Below are 19,308 nucleotides of genomic sequence, written 5' to 3'. Positions count from 1 at the left end.
CTGACCACGGCCCGGCGCCGTGGTCAGTCAGCGCCTATCAGCACCTTGACATGCGCAGCGGCGCTGCGGGCGAGGGCACTGAGCGCATAGCCGCCTTCCAGGCAAGAGATGACGCGCCCATGGCAATGGCGCTGCGCCACATCCATGATCTGCCGCGTGACCCAGGCGTAGTCGCGCTCCACCAGGCCGAGGTTGCCCATGTCGTCCTCCCGATGCCCGTCGAAGCCCGCGGAGATGTAGACGAGCTGCGGCGCGAAGGCTTCGAGCGCGGGCAGCCAGCGCCCGGTGACAGCCGCGCGGAACGCATCGCTGCCCGAACGCGCGGGCAAGCCAATATTCACCATGTGCGAGCCGTTGTCGTCTTCGCCCGAGAAGGGGTAGATGCCCTTCTCGAAGATGGAGCACATGAGCACGCGATCGTCGCCGCGGAAGATGTCGACGCTGCCGTTGCCGTGGTGCACGTCGAAGTCGATCAGGGCCACGCGCTGCAGGCCGTGCACGTGCAGCGCATGCCGGATACCCACTGCCACATTGTTGAAGAAGCAAAAACCCATGGCCGCTTCGCGCACCGCATGGTGGCCGGGCGGACGTACGTTGCAGAAAGCCGTGGACGCCTTGCCCGCCAGCACCAGGTCGGTTGCCAGCACCGCGGCACCGGCCGCTCGCAACGCGGCCTGCACGGTGTGCGGGTTCATGAGGGTGTCGGGGTCGACGAAGTGGAGGCCTTCGGTGGGAGCGGCGGCAATGAGTTCGCGCACGTACGACATCGTGTGTGCGCGCGCCAGCTGGGTGCGCGTGGCAAGGGGCGCATCGTACGGCGCCATGTAGTCGAGCATGCCCGCGATCAGCAGCCGGTCATGAATGGAGGAAGACCGCTCGGAGCATTCCGGGTGGCCCGCGCCCATGTCATGGCGCGCGCAGTCGGGGTGGGTGATGTAGGCGCTGAGCATGCGAGTCCTTCGGAGTCCCGGGGGCGGTACGCGCGGAAGACTCGCTGCCAGATGCGACCCCGAAGTGGGTTGGGGAAGCTTCACTCTAGGCAAACAGGCGCGTGCCGCTGTTGCGCTGGATCAAGCAAGCGGACGACAAGCGCCGCATTCGCTACGGCCGGATGCCGGCACGGTGTTGACGTGCATCAAAGGCCGTGGGAGGTGCGGTCCGCAGAATCGCCCGCACTGTTCACGAGGTACGAATGCAATCCCTTCTCTATTCCGGTCTTCTCGATCTTCCATGGTGGGGCGCGATGCTGGCCGCGCTGGCGCTCACGCACGTCACCATCGCTTCGGTCACCATCTTCCTGCACCGCCACCAGGCGCATCGCGCTCTCGAGCTGCACCCGGCGGCGAGCCATTTCTTCCGCTTCTGGCTGTGGCTGACCACCGGCATGGTGACGAAGGAGTGGGCAGCGGTGCACCGCAAGCACCACGCCAAGTGCGAAACACCCGAAGATCCGCACAGCCCGCAGGTGTACGGGCTCAACAGGGTGCTGTGGGGCGGCGTGTTCCTCTACGTGCGCGAAGCGGGGCATGCGGAAACCCTCGAGCGCTACGGCCACGGCACGCCCGACGACTGGCTGGAGCGCAATCTCTACTCGAAGCACAAGATCCTCGGCATCGTGCTGATGGGCATCGTGGACATGGCAGTCTTCGGCGTGGTGCCTGGCGGCCTGGTCCTGCTCACGCAGATCGCGTGGATCCCGTTCTGGGCGGCCGGCGTGGTCAACGGCATCGGCCACTACTGGGGCTACCGCAACTGGCCCGCCCGTGACGCCAGCACGAACATCTCGCCGATCGGCATCCTGATCGGCGGGGAAGAGCTGCACAACAACCACCACGCCTTTCCCAGCTCGGCCAAGCTCTCGAGCAAGTGGTTCGAGTTCGACATCGGCTGGCTCTACATCCGCACGCTGCAGGCCCTGGGCCTGGCGACGGTAAAGCACGTGGCACCCACGCCGCGCCTCGTTGCGCCCAAGGCGAATGTCGATCTCGCCACGGTGCAGGCAGTCATCCGCTGCCACTACGACGTGCTGTCGAACTACACGCGCTCGCTGAAGAAGGCCTGCGCAGTGGAGCTCGGTCGCCTGCGCCGCATGTCGCCTGAAGCCGCGCGTGCCCTCAAGGCTGTGAAGCCATTGCTGGGCAAGGACCAGGGCCTGCTCGGCCCGTCGCGGTACCAGCAGGTGATACAGGCGTTGAATGCATCGCAGGCACTGACTACTATGTATTCCATGCGCGGGGAGTTGACCGCCCTGTGGAGCCGTTCCGCCGCCACCGGCGAGCAGCTTGCCAGGCAGTTGCAGGACTGGTGCCAGCGCGCCGAGGCGAGCGGCATCGCACCGCTGGCGGACTTTTCCCGCCGCCTGCGTTCTTACGCCTGAACGGCCCTGCGCCGAGAGGATGCGATCGAGGCTTGCGTAATGGTTTGGCGATTCGATGTCTGCAACGGCGATGCCGACGGCCTCTGCGCCGTCGTGCAGTGGCGGCTGCACGAGCCCGGGCCGGCAGAGCTCGTGACGGGGCTCAAGCGCGACATCGCGCTGCTCGGCCGCGTTCCGGGACAAGCCGGCGACGAAGTCAACGTGTTCGACATCTCGATGCAGCGCAATCGCGGCGACCTGCTGCGCCTGCTCGACGACGGCGTGCGTGTGCGCTACTTCGATCATCACGCCGCTGGCGAGGTGCCGGTGCATCCGATGCTCGAGGCACACATCGACGAGGAAAGTGCTGTCTGCACCAGCCTGCTGGTCGACCGCCACCTGGGCGGAGCGTATCGCGCCTGGGCGCTGGTCGGCATCTATGGCGACAACCTGGGCGCGGTGGCCGACCGGCTGGCGCTCGAAGGCGGCTTCGAGCCCGGCGACTGCGCCGGGCTGCGCCGGCTGGGCGTGCTGATCAACTACAACGCCTACGGCGAGTTCGAGCACGACGTGCGCATCGCACCCCGCCTGCTGTTTCCGCTGATGGCGCGCTATCCGGACCCGCGCGACATGATGGCGCACGAGAGCGTCGTCGACGAGATCGATGCAATGCGCCACAGCGACCTGCAGTTGGGCGCGGACGCCGCCGTGCTTTGGCAGGGGCCCCAGGGTAGCGTTCGCGTGCTGCCCGACGCGCCGTGGAGCCGGCGCGTGCAGGGCTGTCTCGCCAACGAGCTGGCAAACGGCGAGCCCGGCTGTGCGCACGCAGTGCTGAAGGTGCAGGGCGACGGCTATGTCGTCAGCGTGCGTGCGCCGCTGGCACTTCCGCGCGGCGCCCATGCGCTGTGCAGCCGCTTCGGCGGCGCCGGCCGCTCGCGCGCGGCGGGCATCGACCGATTGCCGCGCGGCGACTTGTCGCGCTTTGTCGAGGCTTTCGCCGGGGCGTCCTGGAGTTAGCGCGCCGAATGACGTCGCAGACGCGAGGATTCCTTGCGCTATCTCAAAGGGAGGGCGGGCAGGGACGCATAACGTTGCGGCATGAAAGCACTCGTATACCGGGGCCCCGGCCTCAAATCGCTCGAAGACCATTCCAAGCCGGAGATCCAGGCGCCGGGCGACGCCATCGTCAAGATACTCAAGACGACCATCTGCGGCACCGACCTGCACATCCTCAAGGGCGATGTGTCGACCTGCACGCCGGGCCGCATCCTCGGGCACGAGGGTGTGGGCGTGGTCGAGAGCGTCGGCGCCGGCGTCACGGCCTTCAGGGCGGGCGATCATGTGCTGATCTCGTGCATCTCGTCGTGCGGCAAGTGCGAGAACTGCCGCCGCGGCATGTATTCGCATTGCGCCACCGGCGGCTGGATTCTCGGCAACACCATCGACGGCACGCAGGCCGAGTACGTGCGCATTCCGCATGCGGACACCAGCCTGTATCCCGTTCCGCCTGGCGCGGACGAAGAGGCGCTGGTGATGCTCAGCGACATCCTGCCGACGGGCTTCGAGTGCGGCGTGCTCAACGGCAAGGTCGCGCCCGGCAGCACGGTGGCCATCGTGGGCGCCGGGCCGATCGGGCTGGCCACGCTGCTCACGGCCCAGTTCTATTCGCCGTCGCAGATCATCCTGATCGATCTGGACGACGGCCGGCTGGAGGTTGCGCGCCGCTTCGGCGCGACGCACACGATCAACAGCACCGACGGCAAGGCGGCCGAGGCGGTGCTCGCGCTGACAGGCGGGCGCGGCGTCGACGTGTCGATCGAGGCGGTCGGCATACCGGCCACCTTCGTGCTGTGCCAGGACATCGTGGCGCCCGGCGGCACCATCGCGAACATCGGCGTTCATGGGCACCCGGCCGAGCTTCACCTGGAGCGGCTGTGGTCGCAGAACATCGCGATCACCACGCGGCTGGTCGACACCGTGTCCACGCCGATGCTGCTGAAGACGGTGCAGTCCCACAAGGTGGACCCGGCCCTGCTGATCACGCACCGCTTCACGCTGGACCAGGTGCTGGATGCCTACGACACCTTCGGGCGCGCAGCCGAGACGCATGCGCTGAAGGTGATCATCGAAGCGTAGGGAGCGCCCATGACCGCGCGACGCAATCCGCAATGCGCCTGCGCGAGCGCATTCTGGGCGGCGTGACGCGGCAGATACTCGAGCAGATGACGGTACCGGTCTTGATGGCGCACTGAGGCGGCAGGGGGCCTTGGCGCCTTCTCGCCATTTTTTGATGTCGCTGAGTCGCAAACAAGCCATATGCACACCACACTGGTCAACGCACTGCGAGAGCAACTCCAGCGGGAGACCGGGCAACCCGTAGCCTTGCTCGAGACGCACATTTCCTGGGTGCTGCTGACACAGACGCAGGCCTTCAAGCTCAAGAAGCCAGTGCGCCTGCCGTTCCTGGACTTTGGCAGCGTCGAGGCCCGAAAGCACTTCTGCGAGGAGGAGCTGCGCCTCAACCGACGCTTTGCTCCTTCGCTCTACATCGACGTGGCACCGGTCTGCGGCACGCGCGAGTCGCCGCGCATCGGTGGCGCCAGCACGGTGATCGACCACGTGGTGCGCATGCTGCGTTTCCCCGATTCGTCGCTGCTGCGCAATCTGCTGGTGGAAGACCGGCTGCAGCCCGCGCTGCTCGACGGCTTCGCGCAGCGGCTGGCCGCCTTGCACGCGGCTGCGGAGCAAGCGACGCCGGTGTCAGGCTTCGGCAGCCCCGACTCGATCGTTCGAGCGGCTACGGATGTGCTGGCCGCGTTGCGAGCACAGGGCGACGACAGCCGTCTCGCCACCCTTGCCGCGCTGGACACGTGGATTCGGGAGCAGGGCCAGGTGCTGCGCATCGCATGGATCGCCCGCCAACAGGGCGGTTCGATACGTGAATGCCACGGCGACCTGCACATGGCCAACGTGGTCCTGGTCGACGGTGCGCTCATGCCCTTCGACTGCATCGAGTTCGACCCGGCGCTGCGCTGGATCGACGTGATGAGCGACCTTGCATTCCTCACTGTGGACCTGAAGGCCCATGGCCACGACGATCTTGCGTTCCGCTTCCTGGATGCCTCGATGCAGCACAGCGGTGACTACCCGGGCCTGCAGGTGTGGCGCTTCTACGAGGTTTATCGGGCGCTGGTGCGGGCCATGGCCACGGGGCTGGGTCCAAGGCCCCCGGATGGCGAGGCCCGCCCCGACTACCTTGCCTGCGCGACGCGGCTGACGACGCAGCCGGAGGAGGGCGCCCGCCTGATGATCACGCACGGCTTGTCGGGCTCAGGAAAATCCAGCGTTGCCTTGCAGCTGTTGTGCGCCGCGGGCGCTGTCCGCGTGCGGTCGGACGTGGAGCGCAAGCGCCTGTATGGCCTCGATCCGCTGGCGCGATCCGTCGCCCTTGGGCTCGACATTTACGGCGCGCAGGCAACCCTGCGGACTTTCGAGAGACTGCGCGCCTGCGCCCGCGATGCGCTGCTGGCGGGCTATCCGGTGATCGTGGACGCGGCCTTCCTGCGCGGCGCCGAGCGACGCAGCTTCCAAGCCCTGGCAACCGAGCTCCGCGTGCCTTTCACGATCCTGGATTGCCGCGCAACCCCGGCCACGCTGCGCCGCCGCGTGGCCGAGCGCGACGCGGCAGGCACGGACGCCTCGGAAGCCAGCCTCGCGGTGCTGGAGCGTCAGTTTGAATGGCAAGACCCGCTGGCGGCCGACGAGCGCGCGCTGGCCATCGAGGTCTCCACGGAAGACACCGTAGACATCGCGCTGGTCGCAGCGCGATGGCGCGCCACGACCGCGAACCGCTGAACCCTCACTGGCTGGCGAGCGACCCGCTCGGCAGCGTGAAACGCTCGTGTTCGGTCTTCGCGCTTTCGGGCGCACGCACCAGCAGCACCGGCACGGGCGACAGGCGCAGGATGTGCTCCGCGCTGCTGCCCATGACCCAGCGGCCGATTCCTCGACGGCCGTGAGTGCCGATCACGATCAGCTCTGCCTTCGATGCTTCCGCCTCGGCAATGACCTGGTCGTGCACGGTGCCCTTGAAGCTGTCGAGCAGCACTGTGTCGGCTTCGACGTCTGCTCCCGCAGCCGTGGCCCGCGCGGCTTGGAGCAGCTTCGTGGCGTTGCCGCGCAGTTCTTCGAGCCAGTTGCCGGCATGGCCCGCGTAGGCATCCATGGCCAGCGCGAAGGACAGCTCGTCGATGACGTGCGCCAGGCGCAGGCGTCCGCCCGTGAGCTTTGCCAGTTTGATGGCTTCGGCCAGGCCATGGCTGGATGTGGAACTGCCGTCAATGGGAACAAGAATTCGCTGGTACATGGCACGACTCCGGTTTGTTGAATGGATCGGTCCAGTATCCGCACGGGCGCTCCGCACGGCTTGACATTGATCAAGCGCGAAGCCGTGACTGGCCGGGACTTGATCTGGAACAAACCCGCGCGCGAACGAAAGCGCCACCCTTGAGGCATGCACAGGACAACCCTCATGACCCACGCCACCGTTCGCATCATTCGCCAGGAGCACGCCGCGCTCGCCGCCGTGCTCCGTTCCATCGTCATGCTGCTCGAGCAACACCGAAAGAAGGGCACCTTGCCCGATTTCGCGACGCTGCGAGCCATGCTTTTCTACGTGGACGAGTTTCCGGAGAAGCGCCACCACCGCAAGGAAACCGAACTGCTGTTTCCCAAGCTGCGCGCCAGAACGCCGATCTCGCGGGATCTGCTCGACAAGCTCGACGGCGACCATGCCAAGGGCGAACGCAGGATCCGCAACGTCGAGCACGCCCTGCTGGCGTTCGAGATGCTGGGCGAGTCGCGGCGCGAAGAGTTCGAGAAAACGGTCGGCGAATATGTCGACTTCTATTTGAGCCACATGGCGCTGGAGGAGCGCGAGATCCTGCCGCTGGCCGAGCGCGTGCTGACCGAGAACGACTGGCGCGACCTGGACGAGGCCTTCGCGCAGAACCGCGACCCGATGACCGGACACGTGCCCGACCTCGAATACAACGCGCTCTTCACGCGCATCGTGAATATCGTTCCCGCACCCATCGGCCTGGGGCCGGCGCTCTGAGCCGGTAGCCGCAGGCCGATCGGAAAGAGAAGGGCGGTCATCAATTGGATTCCGCCCCTCAGATCGATTGCGGCGACAGCGTGATCGGGCACACCACGTCTCGCGAATCTTCCGCGCTTCTGACGGCAGTGCCGAAGGCCTGAAGACGCGCTGCACAACTGCCGTCGTCGACCTCGCGCATCGTGACCGAAGAGTTCAGGATCGGCGCGCGTCCCATGAAGTCGCCGATTTCTGCCGCCGTGTTCGGCACCCCCTGGCCACCCATGACCGAGAGCACGGCGACATCGGGCAACCGATAGCGTTGGCGCGCGACAAAGCTGCGCATGGGGCCGGCGAGCTGCAGCATCCAGATCGGCGACACCAGCACGACGGCATCGAAGTCGCCGGGCGGCGGACCGTCGTAGTGAATGGTGGGCTGTCGCCGGAAGAACGAATCGAGCACGCAACGCAAGCTGCCGAGGGCGCCGCTGCGAGGGCGCACCTCGGTGATGCTCGCGAGTTGCCAGTTCTGCTGGCTGCACAGGAGCTCCGCGACCCGGCGGGAAGTGCCCGTGTAGGAATAGACGATCACCAGGACGTTGTTCATGCTTGCCTCTGCTGCGTTCATGGACAGTCAATGTAGGCAGCGTCGAGGGATACGGATTTGCGCTGCATCAAGAACCGGCGGTGTCGTGCCGGCGCGCCGCGAGCCATCGGATTTCTTGATTTGGCGCAAGGCGAGGCGCCGGGTGCGCGAGGACCATCCTTGCACCGGGGAACGTCTCCGCCGAAGGAACCATCATGAAAATCCTGCTTGCCGTCGATGGCAGCGACTACACGAATCGCATGCTGTCCTACCTGACCACGCACAAGGAATGGGCGAATGCGGGCCACGCCTTCACGGTCTTCCATGCGGTGCTGCCGGTGCCGCACCGAGCCGCGGCCTTCGCAGGGCCGGACATCGTGCACGGGTACTACGAAGACGATGCGCGGGTGGTGCTCGAGCCTGTGCGCGCGTTGCTGGCCAGGAACGGCATTGAAGCCCGCTTCGAGCACCGCATCGGTCATCCCGCCGAGGAGATCGCTTCGTTCGCGCAGAAGGGGCAGTTCGATCTCGTGGTGATGGGTTCGCGGGGCCATGGCACCTTGACCAACCTGGTGCTTGGGTCGGTTGCCACCAAGGTGCTGGCTGCGTGCACGGTGCCGGTCTTGCTGGTGCGTTGAATGAGTGCCACAACCCTGGCACGGGGCGTGAGCGCGGGCGATGCCACCGCACGGACGCCGTGAGATTGATCCTGCGCAAGGCCGCGCGCGGCCGCTCGCCCAAGAATGATCGCAGGCAATGCCGATCACCCATAACGAGGTCGTCCCATGAACAACATCACATCGAGCGGAACCCTGCAAATCCTGGGGTTCTGCATCGCCACGCTCCTGGCCACGGGTGTTCTCGTGCTTGCGGGTCTGAGCGAGCGCAACTCTGCGTCGGGCAACCTGATTTCCGTCTCCCACACAACGAAAGACTCACGATGAACTCCAGCCGCCGCACTTTCATGCTCACGCTTGCCGCGACGGGCGCTGCCATTTCCGCCCCCAACTCGTTCGCGCAGGCCCGGCTTGAAGAAAAGGATCCGCAGGCCGCCGCTCTGGGCTACGTGGCCGATTCGTCGAAGGCCGACGCGAAGAAATTTCCCAAGCACGACAACGCCCAGTTATGCAGCGGTTGCGCGCTCTGGCAATCCAAGCCGACGGACGCGCAAGGTAACAGCGACCGCCGCATCATTTAACATAATGCACATTGTGTTCCTGGGCGGAACCAAGCTAGGGCGTTGCTTTATCCGGCTGCTTCAAGATCCGGGTGGTCAAGGTTTCTTGCCTGCGAATTTGAGTTCTTCTATAAAAGGCTGTTGGGCAAGCGAAGCGCGTCAGGCCGAAGGCAAGCGTCGAGGAGCTGTGGGCAAGTCACGCACCCCGAAGGGGCTGTCCACAGGCTTGTCCTGTGGGCAGGTGACTTGTCCATAGCGGACGGGCACAACACCGTTTCGAGATCTCATTGCGTTCAACAAAGCCGAATCACAACAATGCTCCATGAAGGGATACAGAAGCGACCCATCGCGCTTGACAGGCATTTTCGTATTCGGTTTTGGGCTACCGCCTGGTCAGAGCTCGTCAATGTGGGTCTTGCCCCATCGACCCGACGAGATCGACTTTCTCACGTTGACGCTCTGTACTCTCACACCGACGAGGCACATGGCGACGGAGCCCTTGATAACGCGTTGAGCGAACTGGACGTCGGGCGCGTCCAGTCATTTCTCGAAGCGTTTCTGCTCTCTTTGCAGCTTGGGACGCAATCGACACCACCAACGCGTGTCATCCGCTGGAAGACTGCCTTTGGATTTGTTCGCTGGACATTACTTGCCCTGGGCTCGGTTGTTGACAGCCAAGAGGTGCTACAGGCTCTTGACAGGAGGGTTCAGGCGCTTAGCCAGCTATACGGCAGTCTTCGACCTCATCGTCGCCTTCCTGCACACGTTGTGCGAACAATTCCCACGGCTGTGCTCGAGGAGTTATGGGAGCGGATCACACCAGGTGCGACGACCAATCCTTTCCGAGATGAAGCGCTTCAGTGGAGAAATCTCGTTTTGTTCAGCATGCTGCTGCTTCTCGGCCTTCGATGTGGTGAATTGCTCTCCGCAGCTTCCGACGCAATCAAGTCAGAGCGATCACGAGACGGACTCATGCGACATTGGGTCAACATCCAGTTCAATAAATACGAGGACGATCCCAGGTCGACGCCTGCATCAATAAAAACTGGGAACTCCGTGCGGCAGTTGCCCATTTCAATCCAAATGGAGGCGATGGTTGCCAACTACATCATGAACCATCGCGGTCGAAAGGACAGCAGCTATCTCGTGCTCAATCGATATGGAGCGCCGCTTTCCACGCGTGGCCTCAGGCGAGTCTTTGAGACCTTGACTCTGAGTCTTACACCTGCTGCGCGGAGGTTGTTGCGGGATCGAACTGGGATGGAATGGCTATCGCCCCACGATCTTCGCCATACCTGTGCGGCCTTCAGAATGCAGCATCTGATTGGCACAGGCACCGCGATGCCCGACGCAATGCAACTGATGCGCGCATTTTTCGGCTGGTCGCATGAGTCGCAGATGCCCAAGCTATACGCACGAACTGCATTCGAGTCCAAGCTGAACTCGGTGATGGACAGTCATTTCAATGCTCGCGTGGCTGCGATGAGAGACCTTCAGAGGAAAGAATGACGCTCGTCTCTCAAGTCAAGAATCCACGGGACGGCACGCTTCACTCTGCCCTCTCGGCTAACTTACCAAAGTTGCCATCTGTGCTGCGCTACGAAGACGACTATGACGGCCGTATTCATGCGATCAAAGAACCTGAGATCCTGGATCACTGGGAGATTGTGGAAAACGGATTCACTTCCAAGCTGGACATGACGGGCCACACGCCAACCATTCGGCGGCTCACGAGATGGCTCGTCGCAGATACGTTGACGCATTTAGCGCCAGCCACCGCTGCCTTTTATGGGAGAAATCTCCTCTATATCGACAGCGACATCATTGAATATTTGATACTTGCTGGCCCTTTCTGTGTCACAGAAGCTTGGCATGACCAGTTTCCCAAAGCCTTGGACGGAGGGAAGGCTCGCGCAGCAAAGTCGCTTCTGCGACTCTGCTGCGCGTTGCACATACTCGCATGGTCACCGGAATATATGCCGCTGGTCTCAAGCCTAAGGGAACCTCGCCGCGATCCATATAGCAAACTGAGAGAAGGCGATGCGTTCCTTCACGTTGACGAAGAGAGCATCTTGGTCGGGCTATTTGATCGCACTGCGCATCAAATTCTGATCGAAGCTAGCTCGGTTTCGGAAGCCGAACTTCAGGACATCGGGATGCTGCTCATCGGCTACCAGTTTGGAATGCGGCCGGTGCAAATCGGGCGGCTGGCGTTGTCTGGCTATACAGCTCGAACTCACGAGTCTGGTGAAGTCAGTGTGCATCTCTCGTTTCCGATGGCCAAGCAACGCTCTTCGGTCGCACGCTCTCTTACTCTAAATCGCCGTGTAAAGCGCGAATGGGCATCGATATTTGTGGAACTGCATCGACGCAGAACACAAAGAGCTGCGCACCATTCTGAGAAATTTTTTCAGCAATCATCGGCGCGCTCAGTTGGGACGCGTATGCGCGAGGCACTGAAGAAAAATGGCCTTCCTGGTCGCAGTGCATATTCATTGCGGCACACCGCTGCACAACGCCTCGCAGATTCCGGCGCAAGTGCTGAAGAGCTCGCAGAGTTTTTGGGGCATTTGACTTGGAGCACATGCTTGGTCTACTTCGAAGTCTCGCCAGCTCAAGCTGCTCGAGTCAACAAGGCTCTCGGGATCTCTGAGACATACAGACAAGTCCACACTATCGCGGAGCAGCGATTCATATCATCGGATCAGCTTGCGGCTCTCAAGGGAGATAAACAGATCGCAGGAGCTCCACACGGAATCCCCATTTCTGGGATTGGTGGCTGTGAAAGTGGGCAACCAGCCTGCCCTTTCAATCCAGTCGTGTCGTGCTACGGTTGCCCGAAGTTTATGCCGGTTTACGACATATCCGTGCATAGAGGCACACTCACGGCCATGCGCTCGATCGTCAAGGTCTTTGAAGAAGCGTCACGACTCGAAGCTGCATCGCCAGCGTTCATGCAGCTGCAGCGAACAATCGCCGACATTCAGCAGGTCATACTTGATGCGGAGGAAAGCGATGCTCAGCGCTGAATCTCTCTCCGACACTGACGGGGCGCCGCCCTCTTCTTTTCAAGCCTATATTGCGACCGGGAAACGACTGGCCATTGAACGTGGATTGCAATGGGCGATCATATTGAATGCTCACGGCGAGTGTGAAAGAGACGATGCTTGGGATATTGCTGCACTAACTGGGCGCCCGAAGCGTGGCCAATTGCTGCGGCAATTTGGCCCTCCCGCGTCGATCAAGCTTGCAGGAGAGCGGTTGAATAGCTCGGGCGAGCTTGCGATCGAAGTTCGCCCATGCCCAACAGAAGCTTGGTGTGATTTGATGAAGTCGGTTGCGATTCGATCGATAGCAGATGGACTGACGCCGATACACGTGCTTGGGCAAGTCCAAGCTCTTCGGAGCATCGCAGCTTGTACAGCTTCAGAGCCCTGGGAGCTCCGCGGTGAGGACCTGAGGATCGCACTGGCGGCTGCGGCGAATTCTGAAGGTGAAGGTGGCGCGCAGGAGAAGATCAGAACGGCCATCCGGCGCGTGTTTGATCGACATCACATTTCGGACTTTGGCCCACTGGCTTCTTATGTTCGAGACGTCAAGGCTCACGCTCTACCGAAACGGTCCAAATATCTGAATGAGCATCGACTTCAGAAAGAACTGGCAGAGCGCAAGAACTCCGATCGGTTGCCCGACCGAGACGCGTTCTGGGAATTTGTTCGTATCGTGTTTACTGAGAAGCCGCAGACGTTCAATGACTTCATGCGTTTCTCGATCGGCAAGCTCTTGATCTTTACTGGCCTCAGGGTCGGCGAAGCGACCGCCCTCCCCTTGGACTGGCAGAGGTATCGCGAATATGTGGACTTTGACGGCACGCCTGCGGGGCAAAGAGGCGGATATTCCACCGCCTCTTTGATTCGCTTTTTTTCGGAGAAGCAAGGCGAAGCAGTTGCTTCGGGCTCTGTCCTTTACGAAGACCTTCAACCTGTGCCGCTAATGTTCGCGGAGCAAATCACGGAAACACTAGATGCAGTAGCCAAGGCGACACAGCCGCTTCGAGAAACCTTGGAACTCCAAACACGGACGGGTCGCCCTCTTCCATGGTTTGCTACAGATCAGTGTGTCGACGTCCAAATTCTGTATCCGATCCTCAGTGGAAATCCCTACTGGCTTGATGTCGATGTCGCGCACATGGATCGACTAACCGCGCGCTATGTCGATTCTTCATTTGATCCTATTGTGTTCAAGGAGGCGGAAGCATTGCAGTGGAAGGAGATTGGCGGAAAGAGGAGCGCCGCGTTCTACATGTATTTTCATCGCCTCAAGAGCGATGGCGCCATAAAGCTACGAGATCGAAATGGAACAGAGCTGAGAGGTAGGATCGATTGGGACCATGTTTATCTACATATCGGTGAGTTGGAGAACTATCTGCGGACCCGGATGACTACGAAACTCTCAGATGTGTACACGCTGTCAGTCTCGGGTGGAGGATCAATGCGCTCCCATGAGTTTCTTTTCCTCCAGCCGAAAAGATCCTTGGGAGAGGCACGAAGTGGTGCCCCGGTTGACGTGTCCAGATACTTTTCAGTTGGTGTCATGGAGCCCACTTCGATCCAGATCGCTTTGGGTGGAGCGCAGGATCAACGCTCGCTCTTCGAAGCGTACGGCCAAACCGAGGCTGATAGAACTTTGCGTGTGAACACACATGCCTTTCGGCATCTACAAAATACCGAGCTCTTTAGGCTCGGCGTTTCCGATGCGATCATCACGAAGCGGTTCAAGCGGCGTAGCGTCGCTGAGAGCTATGAGTACGACCATCGAAGCCTTCAAGAGCAACTGGACCAGATGGAGCTCCCCGAACACTGGGACACCATACTCGGTGGGAGTAAGGCTGCGGAGGTCGGAAAGATGATCAAGGCGGGGATTGCAAACGGACCAATCGTCAACGAGTTCAAGGCAATTCAGAGGACCGACGGTGAAGACGCGGCATTGAATTTCTTGCGCGTTGAGGCGGACGGTTTTCATTCAACGCCGTACGGCCACTGTCTCAACAGCTTCACGGTAGATCCCTGCCCCAAGCACCTCGAATGCTTTGCAGGATGTCGGCACTTGTCAGCCACGAACCTATCGGAGAACCGTCGGCATCTTGTTGAGCTTCGCGGTCGACTGAAGAGCGCGGTGGAAGCAGCATCCGAACGACCACCCTCCTCCATTGGTCGCACGAATCAGATTGCACACGCGCAAGCCCGACTCGACGGAGTTGAACGCTTGCTTGCGACACCACCTGGCCAGCAAGTGTTTCCTGAAGGTAAGGACTTTTCTCGCCCGGAAAGAGGGAGTGTTCTGGATGGGTAGACGAAAAGCGGATGCCGACGATGAGGAACTGCGCGAAGTTCTTGAGCAACTTCTGGTCGAAGATCTGAACATCACCGCTCGGGCCGTCGCACGTCGACATTCGCAGCTCGCGAATGCTTCGGCAGTCGTCCGAAGTCCTGAACGATCCGCTTTGCTAAAGCTGTACCAGGAGCGGCAAGCACATACGCGTTCGCTGGTTCGGCAGATTGGCAAGAGGTCGTCTACCGAGGCTGCACGAATGATCGAGGATCGGGATCAGGAAATTGCGCGATTGAAGGAAAACCTCGCGGTATTGGTCGAATCACACAGACTGATGCTCGTCGCGATGGGTGAGCTCGGAGGCACCAAGAAGTTGGCGCAGCTCTACGAGCGGCATCGCGAGACTCGAGAAAAACTCGCCAAGTTGCACGCGATCCGCTGAGCACGTCAGGGCTGTTTCACTCACCCAAAGGGCGAACGTATCTACGAAATACCCAGCCAGACATCTCGCGGCCTTCGGCACTGCGCCAGGTGATCAAAGCCCAGTCGGATGTCGTCGCCTCGAGGTGTACGATTTCCCCCTGTCTTATCGTGCCGACCACGGGGGATAGATTGCGAGCGTTCAGGTGCGCCTTGAGTGCCTTGATAGCAATACGACGATTTTGTAGAAAAAGCGGGGGGACGTCGTTCTCCCTGATTGCTTTCGCGATTTCACGAGCCATAGCCCGGCGGTCCTCCTGTTGAGAAGCCCTTCCCAACAAGTCCTTCACGTAGTAGTCCAACGGAGCGGTCAGCATCCAAAGCACGATTCCGATGAGGATCTGTAGCCAAATCTCGGGACTAACACGCTGCGCAAGAGCGAGAAATACGTTGCTTGCAGTGTTTGCCGTAGAAGGTGTGCTGGAGCCGTCGTGCAATCCCGAGTCGGCGACGACTTGGCGAATGGTCTGGATCTGTGATGGCGCTACCGTCAGGCCAGCGGCCTCGATTGCGGATGCGAGGCCGTCGAATTTGTGTTGTGTCAGCTGAAAGACGCTGAGCATTCGGGCGATGGGATCATCAGCATTGCCTTCGCCCAAGATGCTTCCGACCAGCCCCTTGGGCATCAGAGCATGCGCCCACCTCTCATGCCCCGTCAACGCAGCGACACCCGCGAGGGCTGGAAAGGATCCGGCCCCCAGTGACGCTAGCGCGGCGCTTTGACCAATTAGGTCGTTCGAGAGAGCACCCATGTGCAGCGACTTCAAGGCACTGGCCGCAAGAGTTGTCGCGTTCAGTGATTTCAAAAAATCGCTTGACACGATACCGATGTTCAACGGTTTCATCGCGTGGCTGAGGGCCGTTGCTGTATTCAATGACTCAAAAAGCTTGTTCGGAAAAATCCCAGCGTTCAGTGCCTTCGTCGCAGCTCCGACACGCGTGATCGCATTCAATGACTTCATGAGGTCATTGCCTATGCTCATTGATTTCAACGTGCTCGAAAACAACTTGCTGCCACTCAGCGCGTTGATTTTTTCACCTATTTGTGAGCTCGATTGCAATGCCTTCAGCACCTGGAATGGCTCCTTGGCTGATTTTTTCGGGGGCGGCAGTTCCGACGATCTCTCCTCATCCATTTCGACCTCCATCTGACTTGTTTTTGTGCCGAAGATCACAAATGAAACGCCAAATTCCTCGCACCCATAGTGCACGTTCTTTGGGTTGCCAAGCAAAGATACCACCTCGCTTAAACCACCAAGTCATACCCCAGCTTGAAAAATCGAATGCGTTGACGGCAGTGCACTGTCCGTTCTGTTCTTGTCGCTCTTGGCTGAGGAGCCTTTGGGCGGTGCCGGTCGGGCTTTCACCCTGCAGGAGCCGCCCCGAAATACCGCCGATCGCTTTAGCAAGCTCAGCGAGCCTCGATGGCGAACGCGACCTTCTTCATGTCGGCCGTCATTACCACCAGCGCGAGGCAGGCGGACAAACCAAGCATGGCGGAGAGCCATAGCGCACCGTTGCCCCACCGTTCGACGGCGATGCCAAACAGAAATGGCGCGCCGGCTTGGACAATGCGCGCCGGCACCATGAGGAATCCCTGGCGCTGCCCGTAACCCTTGGCGCCGAAGATCAGGAGCGGAAGTGTCCCTATGGCGATGGTCAGAATGCCATTGCCCAAGCCATGCAGCACCGCGAAGGCCGCCGCGGCCGAAGTGCCGATCAGACCGAGGCAGAGCGCACCCAGCGGGTGAGCCAGCGTGGCCAACCGGGCCGACAACAGCGGATGTGCGTGCTTGAGGAAAGTGAACTCGATCACCCGACCCACCACTTGGGCCGGCCCGACGAGGGCGGCGATGCCAACTGCCGCGGCCAATGTGGCACCGCTGGCCAGCAGCAGTTCCGGCAAATGCGCGGCCATCGCTGTGCTGATGAACCAGGTCACGGCGAAGACATACGCCATCAGGACCGTGGCGCGACGCTGTTGTGCCGCGGAGAGCCCTACACCTACATCCTGCGCGGCGGTGGCGGACTTCGGTACGGGGACGGCATGAGAAGCACGTGGCAGCAGCGTGTTGAGCGGCAGACCGATCAGTAGATGCATGGCAGCCCAGGCAAGGCACGCCCCGCGCCACCCCACAGTGCTTTCCAGGTACGCCGACAGTGGCCACCCCACGGTGCTCGCAAAACCTGCGAACAGCGTGATGCCGGTGATGGCTCGTCGCGCATCCTGGCCGTGCAGCCGCACCACGGTGGCAAACGCCGCTTCGTAGAGGCCACTGCCCATGGCCAGACCCATCAGCGCCCAGGCGGCGAACACATGGCTGGCATGCGTGGCCTGGCTCAGTGCGGCCAACCCTGCAGCAAACACCAGGTTGCTGGCGATGAGCACCGAGCGCCCGCCCAGGCGGTCGATGCGCCGGCCGGCGAGGGGCCCGATACCGGCCGCGACAAGCAGCGCCACCGAGAAGGCGCCGAAGACCGTGGACGTGCTGATGCCGATGTCCTTGCCCATGGCACCGGCCAGAACCGCTGGAAGGTAGTACGACGAGGCCCACGCCAGGCTCTGAGCCACACCCAGCATCACCGTCGTCGTGGTCCTGCTTTGCACCCTGGGGTCGCCTCGCTCAGATGCTGCGCAGGTTGACCCGCTTCCACAGAGCTTCTGCGCTCTCGCGCCGCTCGCGGTAGCGGTCGACCAGGCAGTCGGCGCAGTCGCGCGCGAGCAGCTTGAACTTCAGCTCACGACTCATACCAACCCTTCGACGAGTTCACGACCTTGACCACGGCCAGCATGATCGGCACCTCGATCAGCACCCCGACTACTGTGGCCAGCGCAGCGCCCGAGTGGAAGCCGAACAGGCTGATGGCAGCGGCCACCGCGAGCTCGAAGAAATTGGACGCGCCGATCAGCGCGGAGGGGCATGCGATGTTGTGCTTCTCGCCGAGCTTTCGGTTGAGCCAATAGGCCAGGCTCGAATTCAGCACCACCTGGATCAGGATCGGCACCGCGAGCATCGCGATCACCAGCGGCTGCTTGATGATGGCTTCGCCCTGGAATGCGAACAGCAGCACGAGCGTCAGCAGAAGCGCCGCGATCGACCATGGACCGATGCGATGCATGGCGCGCTCGAACGCCGCAGGCCCGGCCTTCAGCAACTGCTTGCGCAGCACCTGCGCGAAGATCACTGGCAGGACGATGTAGAGCGCCACCGAAGTGATCAGCGTGTCCCATGGCACCGTGATGGCCGACAGGCCCAGCAGCAGGCCGACGATGGGGGCGAAGGCGAACACCATGATGGCGTCGTTCAATGCGACCTGCGACAGCGTGAAGACCGGATCTCCGCCGGTTAGGCGACTCCAGACGAAGACCATGGCCGTGCAGGGCGCGGCGGCCAGCAGGATCAAGCCAGCCACGTAACTGTCGAGCTGGTCAGCGGGCAGTGAGTCGGCGAACACCTGGCGCACGAAGAACCACGCGAGGAAGGCCATGGAAAACGGCTTCACAGCCCAGTTGATGAACAACGTCACGCCGATGCCGCGCCAATGGTTCTTCACCTGCGCAAGGGCCGCGAAATCGACCCGCAGCAGCATCGGGATGATCATCACCCAGATCAGCACGCCCACGGGGATGTTGACCTTGGCGACCTCGAGGCGGCCCACCGCCTGGAACACCGTCGGGAACAGTTGCCCCAGCGCGATGCCGACGACGATGCAGAGGAACACCCACACCGTCAGGTAGCGCTCGAAGACGCTCATGGGGGCCGGGCTTGCGCGTGGACTTTCGACGACAGTGCTCATGGTGTCAGTTCGCAGAGATGCGCTTCAGCCGCTCTTGCAGCTCAGCGTCGCTCATTGCTTCCGGGTTGTCCAGTGCGAGCAGTTGCAGCATGCGATAGGAAAGCGCCTGGCGTGTGAGCTCGAAGGCCTGCCGTTTGGCGGCATCGCCGCCTTCGGTGTTCGATGGGTCCGGATAGCCCCAATGAATCTTGACGCGCGTGCCCGGCCAGTAGGGGCACGCCTCTTGTGCCGCGCTGTCGCAGACGGTGATGACCACATGCATGACCGGCGTGGCGAATTCATCCCAGCTCTTGCTGTGAAAGCCTTCGGTATTCACGCCGGCCGCCTGCAGCACCTCGATGGCGAACGGGTTGATTCTTCCGCTGGGTGCGCTGCCGGCGCTGAACGCTTTCACGTCCTTGCCAAGCTTCTGGGCCCAGTGGTTGAGCATGCCCTCGGCCAGCACGCTGCGAGCCGAGTTGTGGGTGCAGAGGATGAGTACGTTG

At 61.8% G+C, this 19,308-nt stretch carries 20 protein-coding genes; 12 read left to right on the top strand and 8 right to left on the bottom strand.

Annotation, left to right across the window (positions count from 1 at the left end; genetic code table 11):
* Window positions 1-23: 23 nt before the first annotated feature.
* Window positions 24-950, bottom strand: coding sequence for a histone deacetylase family protein (locus tag ACSFCA_RS24915; RefSeq protein WP_435461386.1), 927 nt, complete (start codon window positions 948-950; stop codon window positions 24-26).
* A gap of 242 nt (window positions 951-1,192) precedes the next feature.
* Between ACSFCA_RS24915 and ACSFCA_RS24910 the strand changes: the two genes are divergently transcribed.
* The 4 genes from ACSFCA_RS24910 (at window position 1,193) to ACSFCA_RS24895 (ending at window position 6,211) form a co-directional block, all read left to right on the top strand.
* Window positions 1,193-2,377, top strand: a complete 1,185-nt coding sequence (locus ACSFCA_RS24910; RefSeq protein WP_435461385.1) for a DesA family fatty acid desaturase — start codon at window positions 1,193-1,195, stop codon at window positions 2,375-2,377.
* 39 nt (window positions 2,378-2,416) lie between these two features.
* Window positions 2,417-3,373 carry a hypothetical protein gene (locus ACSFCA_RS24905; RefSeq protein ID WP_435461384.1) on the top strand — a complete coding sequence of 319 codons (957 nt, stop codon included), beginning with the start codon at window positions 2,417-2,419 and terminating at the stop codon, window positions 3,371-3,373.
* A gap of 81 nt (window positions 3,374-3,454) precedes the next feature.
* Window positions 3,455-4,492, top strand: coding sequence for a zinc-dependent alcohol dehydrogenase family protein (locus ACSFCA_RS24900; RefSeq protein WP_435461383.1), 1,038 nt, complete (start codon window positions 3,455-3,457; stop codon window positions 4,490-4,492).
* Between the two features lie 180 nt (window positions 4,493-4,672).
* Window positions 4,673-6,211, top strand: coding sequence for a bifunctional aminoglycoside phosphotransferase/ATP-binding protein (locus tag ACSFCA_RS24895; RefSeq protein ID WP_435461382.1), 1,539 nt, complete (start codon window positions 4,673-4,675; stop codon window positions 6,209-6,211).
* A 4-nt stretch (window positions 6,212-6,215) separates the two neighbouring features.
* Here ACSFCA_RS24895 and ACSFCA_RS24890 read toward each other — a convergent pair whose 3' ends face one another.
* Entirely contained in the window at window positions 6,216-6,722 is a 507-nt protein-coding gene (locus ACSFCA_RS24890; RefSeq protein ID WP_435461381.1) for a universal stress protein, read from the bottom strand.
* A gap of 165 nt (window positions 6,723-6,887) precedes the next feature.
* Between ACSFCA_RS24890 and ACSFCA_RS24885 the strand changes: the two genes are divergently transcribed.
* The gene (locus ACSFCA_RS24885) at window positions 6,888-7,472 is read left to right on the top strand and encodes a hemerythrin domain-containing protein (protein ID WP_093060135.1); all 585 of its coding nucleotides are present in this window, start codon (window positions 6,888-6,890) and stop codon (window positions 7,470-7,472) included.
* Between the two features lie 58 nt (window positions 7,473-7,530).
* Here the strand turns inward: ACSFCA_RS24885 and ACSFCA_RS24880 are convergent, their stop codons facing one another.
* On the bottom strand, window positions 7,531-8,058 hold the full coding sequence (locus tag ACSFCA_RS24880) for a flavodoxin family protein (RefSeq protein WP_435461380.1): 528 nt from the start codon (window positions 8,056-8,058) through the stop codon (window positions 7,531-7,533).
* A 194-nt stretch (window positions 8,059-8,252) separates the two neighbouring features.
* Between ACSFCA_RS24880 and ACSFCA_RS24875 the strand changes: the two genes are divergently transcribed.
* From ACSFCA_RS24875 to ACSFCA_RS24845, 7 genes are all read left to right on the top strand, one after another.
* Window positions 8,253-8,675, top strand: a complete 423-nt coding sequence (locus ACSFCA_RS24875) for a universal stress protein (RefSeq protein WP_354336213.1) — start codon at window positions 8,253-8,255, stop codon at window positions 8,673-8,675.
* Between the two features lie 147 nt (window positions 8,676-8,822).
* Window positions 8,823-8,981 (top strand): hypothetical protein, encoded by a 159-nt coding sequence (locus tag ACSFCA_RS24870; protein ID WP_435461379.1) that lies wholly within the window; start codon window positions 8,823-8,825, stop codon window positions 8,979-8,981.
* On the top strand, window positions 8,978-9,235 hold the full coding sequence (locus ACSFCA_RS24865; RefSeq protein WP_435461378.1) for a high-potential iron-sulfur protein: 258 nt from the start codon (window positions 8,978-8,980) through the stop codon (window positions 9,233-9,235). The genes ACSFCA_RS24870 and ACSFCA_RS24865 overlap by 4 nt, the downstream gene beginning before the upstream one ends.
* 489 nt (window positions 9,236-9,724) lie before the next feature.
* Window positions 9,725-10,723: a tyrosine-type recombinase/integrase gene (locus tag ACSFCA_RS24860; RefSeq protein WP_435461377.1), complete on the top strand. Its 999-nt coding sequence runs from the start codon at window positions 9,725-9,727 to the stop codon at window positions 10,721-10,723.
* Window positions 10,720-12,243: a tyrosine-type recombinase/integrase gene (locus ACSFCA_RS24855; RefSeq protein WP_435461376.1), complete on the top strand. Its 1,524-nt coding sequence runs from the start codon at window positions 10,720-10,722 to the stop codon at window positions 12,241-12,243. Before ACSFCA_RS24860 ends, ACSFCA_RS24855 begins: the two co-directional genes overlap by 4 nt.
* A complete protein-coding gene (locus tag ACSFCA_RS24850) occupies window positions 12,230-14,566 on the top strand; it encodes a hypothetical protein (RefSeq protein ID WP_435461375.1) in 2,337 nt (778 codons plus the stop codon). The genes ACSFCA_RS24855 and ACSFCA_RS24850 overlap by 14 nt, the downstream gene beginning before the upstream one ends.
* Window positions 14,559-14,987: a hypothetical protein gene (locus ACSFCA_RS24845; RefSeq protein WP_435461374.1), complete on the top strand. Its 429-nt coding sequence runs from the start codon at window positions 14,559-14,561 to the stop codon at window positions 14,985-14,987. The genes ACSFCA_RS24850 and ACSFCA_RS24845 overlap by 8 nt, the downstream gene beginning before the upstream one ends.
* Window positions 14,988-15,003: 16 nt before the next feature.
* Here the strand turns inward: ACSFCA_RS24845 and ACSFCA_RS24840 are convergent, their stop codons facing one another.
* The 5 genes from ACSFCA_RS24840 to ACSFCA_RS24820 form a co-directional block, all read right to left on the bottom strand.
* A complete protein-coding gene (locus ACSFCA_RS24840) occupies window positions 15,004-16,200 on the bottom strand; it encodes an SH3 domain-containing protein (protein ID WP_435477451.1) in 1,197 nt (398 codons plus the stop codon).
* 236 nt (window positions 16,201-16,436) lie between these two features.
* Window positions 16,437-17,633, bottom strand: coding sequence for an MFS transporter (locus ACSFCA_RS24835; RefSeq protein WP_435461372.1), 1,197 nt, complete (start codon window positions 17,631-17,633; stop codon window positions 16,437-16,439).
* 16 nt (window positions 17,634-17,649) lie between these two features.
* Complete coding sequence (locus tag ACSFCA_RS24830) at window positions 17,650-17,775, bottom strand: hypothetical protein (protein ID WP_435461371.1); 126 nt, start codon at window positions 17,773-17,775, stop codon at window positions 17,650-17,652.
* Complete coding sequence (gene arsB, locus ACSFCA_RS24825; RefSeq protein ID WP_435461370.1) at window positions 17,765-18,823, bottom strand: ACR3 family arsenite efflux transporter; 1,059 nt, start codon at window positions 18,821-18,823, stop codon at window positions 17,765-17,767. Before arsB ends, ACSFCA_RS24830 begins: the two co-directional genes overlap by 11 nt.
* Before the next feature lie 4 nt (window positions 18,824-18,827).
* The coding region (locus ACSFCA_RS24820; protein WP_435461369.1) for an arsenate reductase ArsC at window positions 18,828-19,308 on the bottom strand (481 nt) is incomplete at its 5' end.

The organism is Variovorax multivorans, from assembly GCF_051216835.1.
In the GTDB taxonomy this organism is placed as follows: domain Bacteria; phylum Pseudomonadota; class Gammaproteobacteria; order Burkholderiales; family Burkholderiaceae_C; genus Variovorax.
The sequence above is the reverse complement of the archived record's forward strand: the minus strand, read 5'-3'. Positions and strand labels throughout refer to the sequence as shown.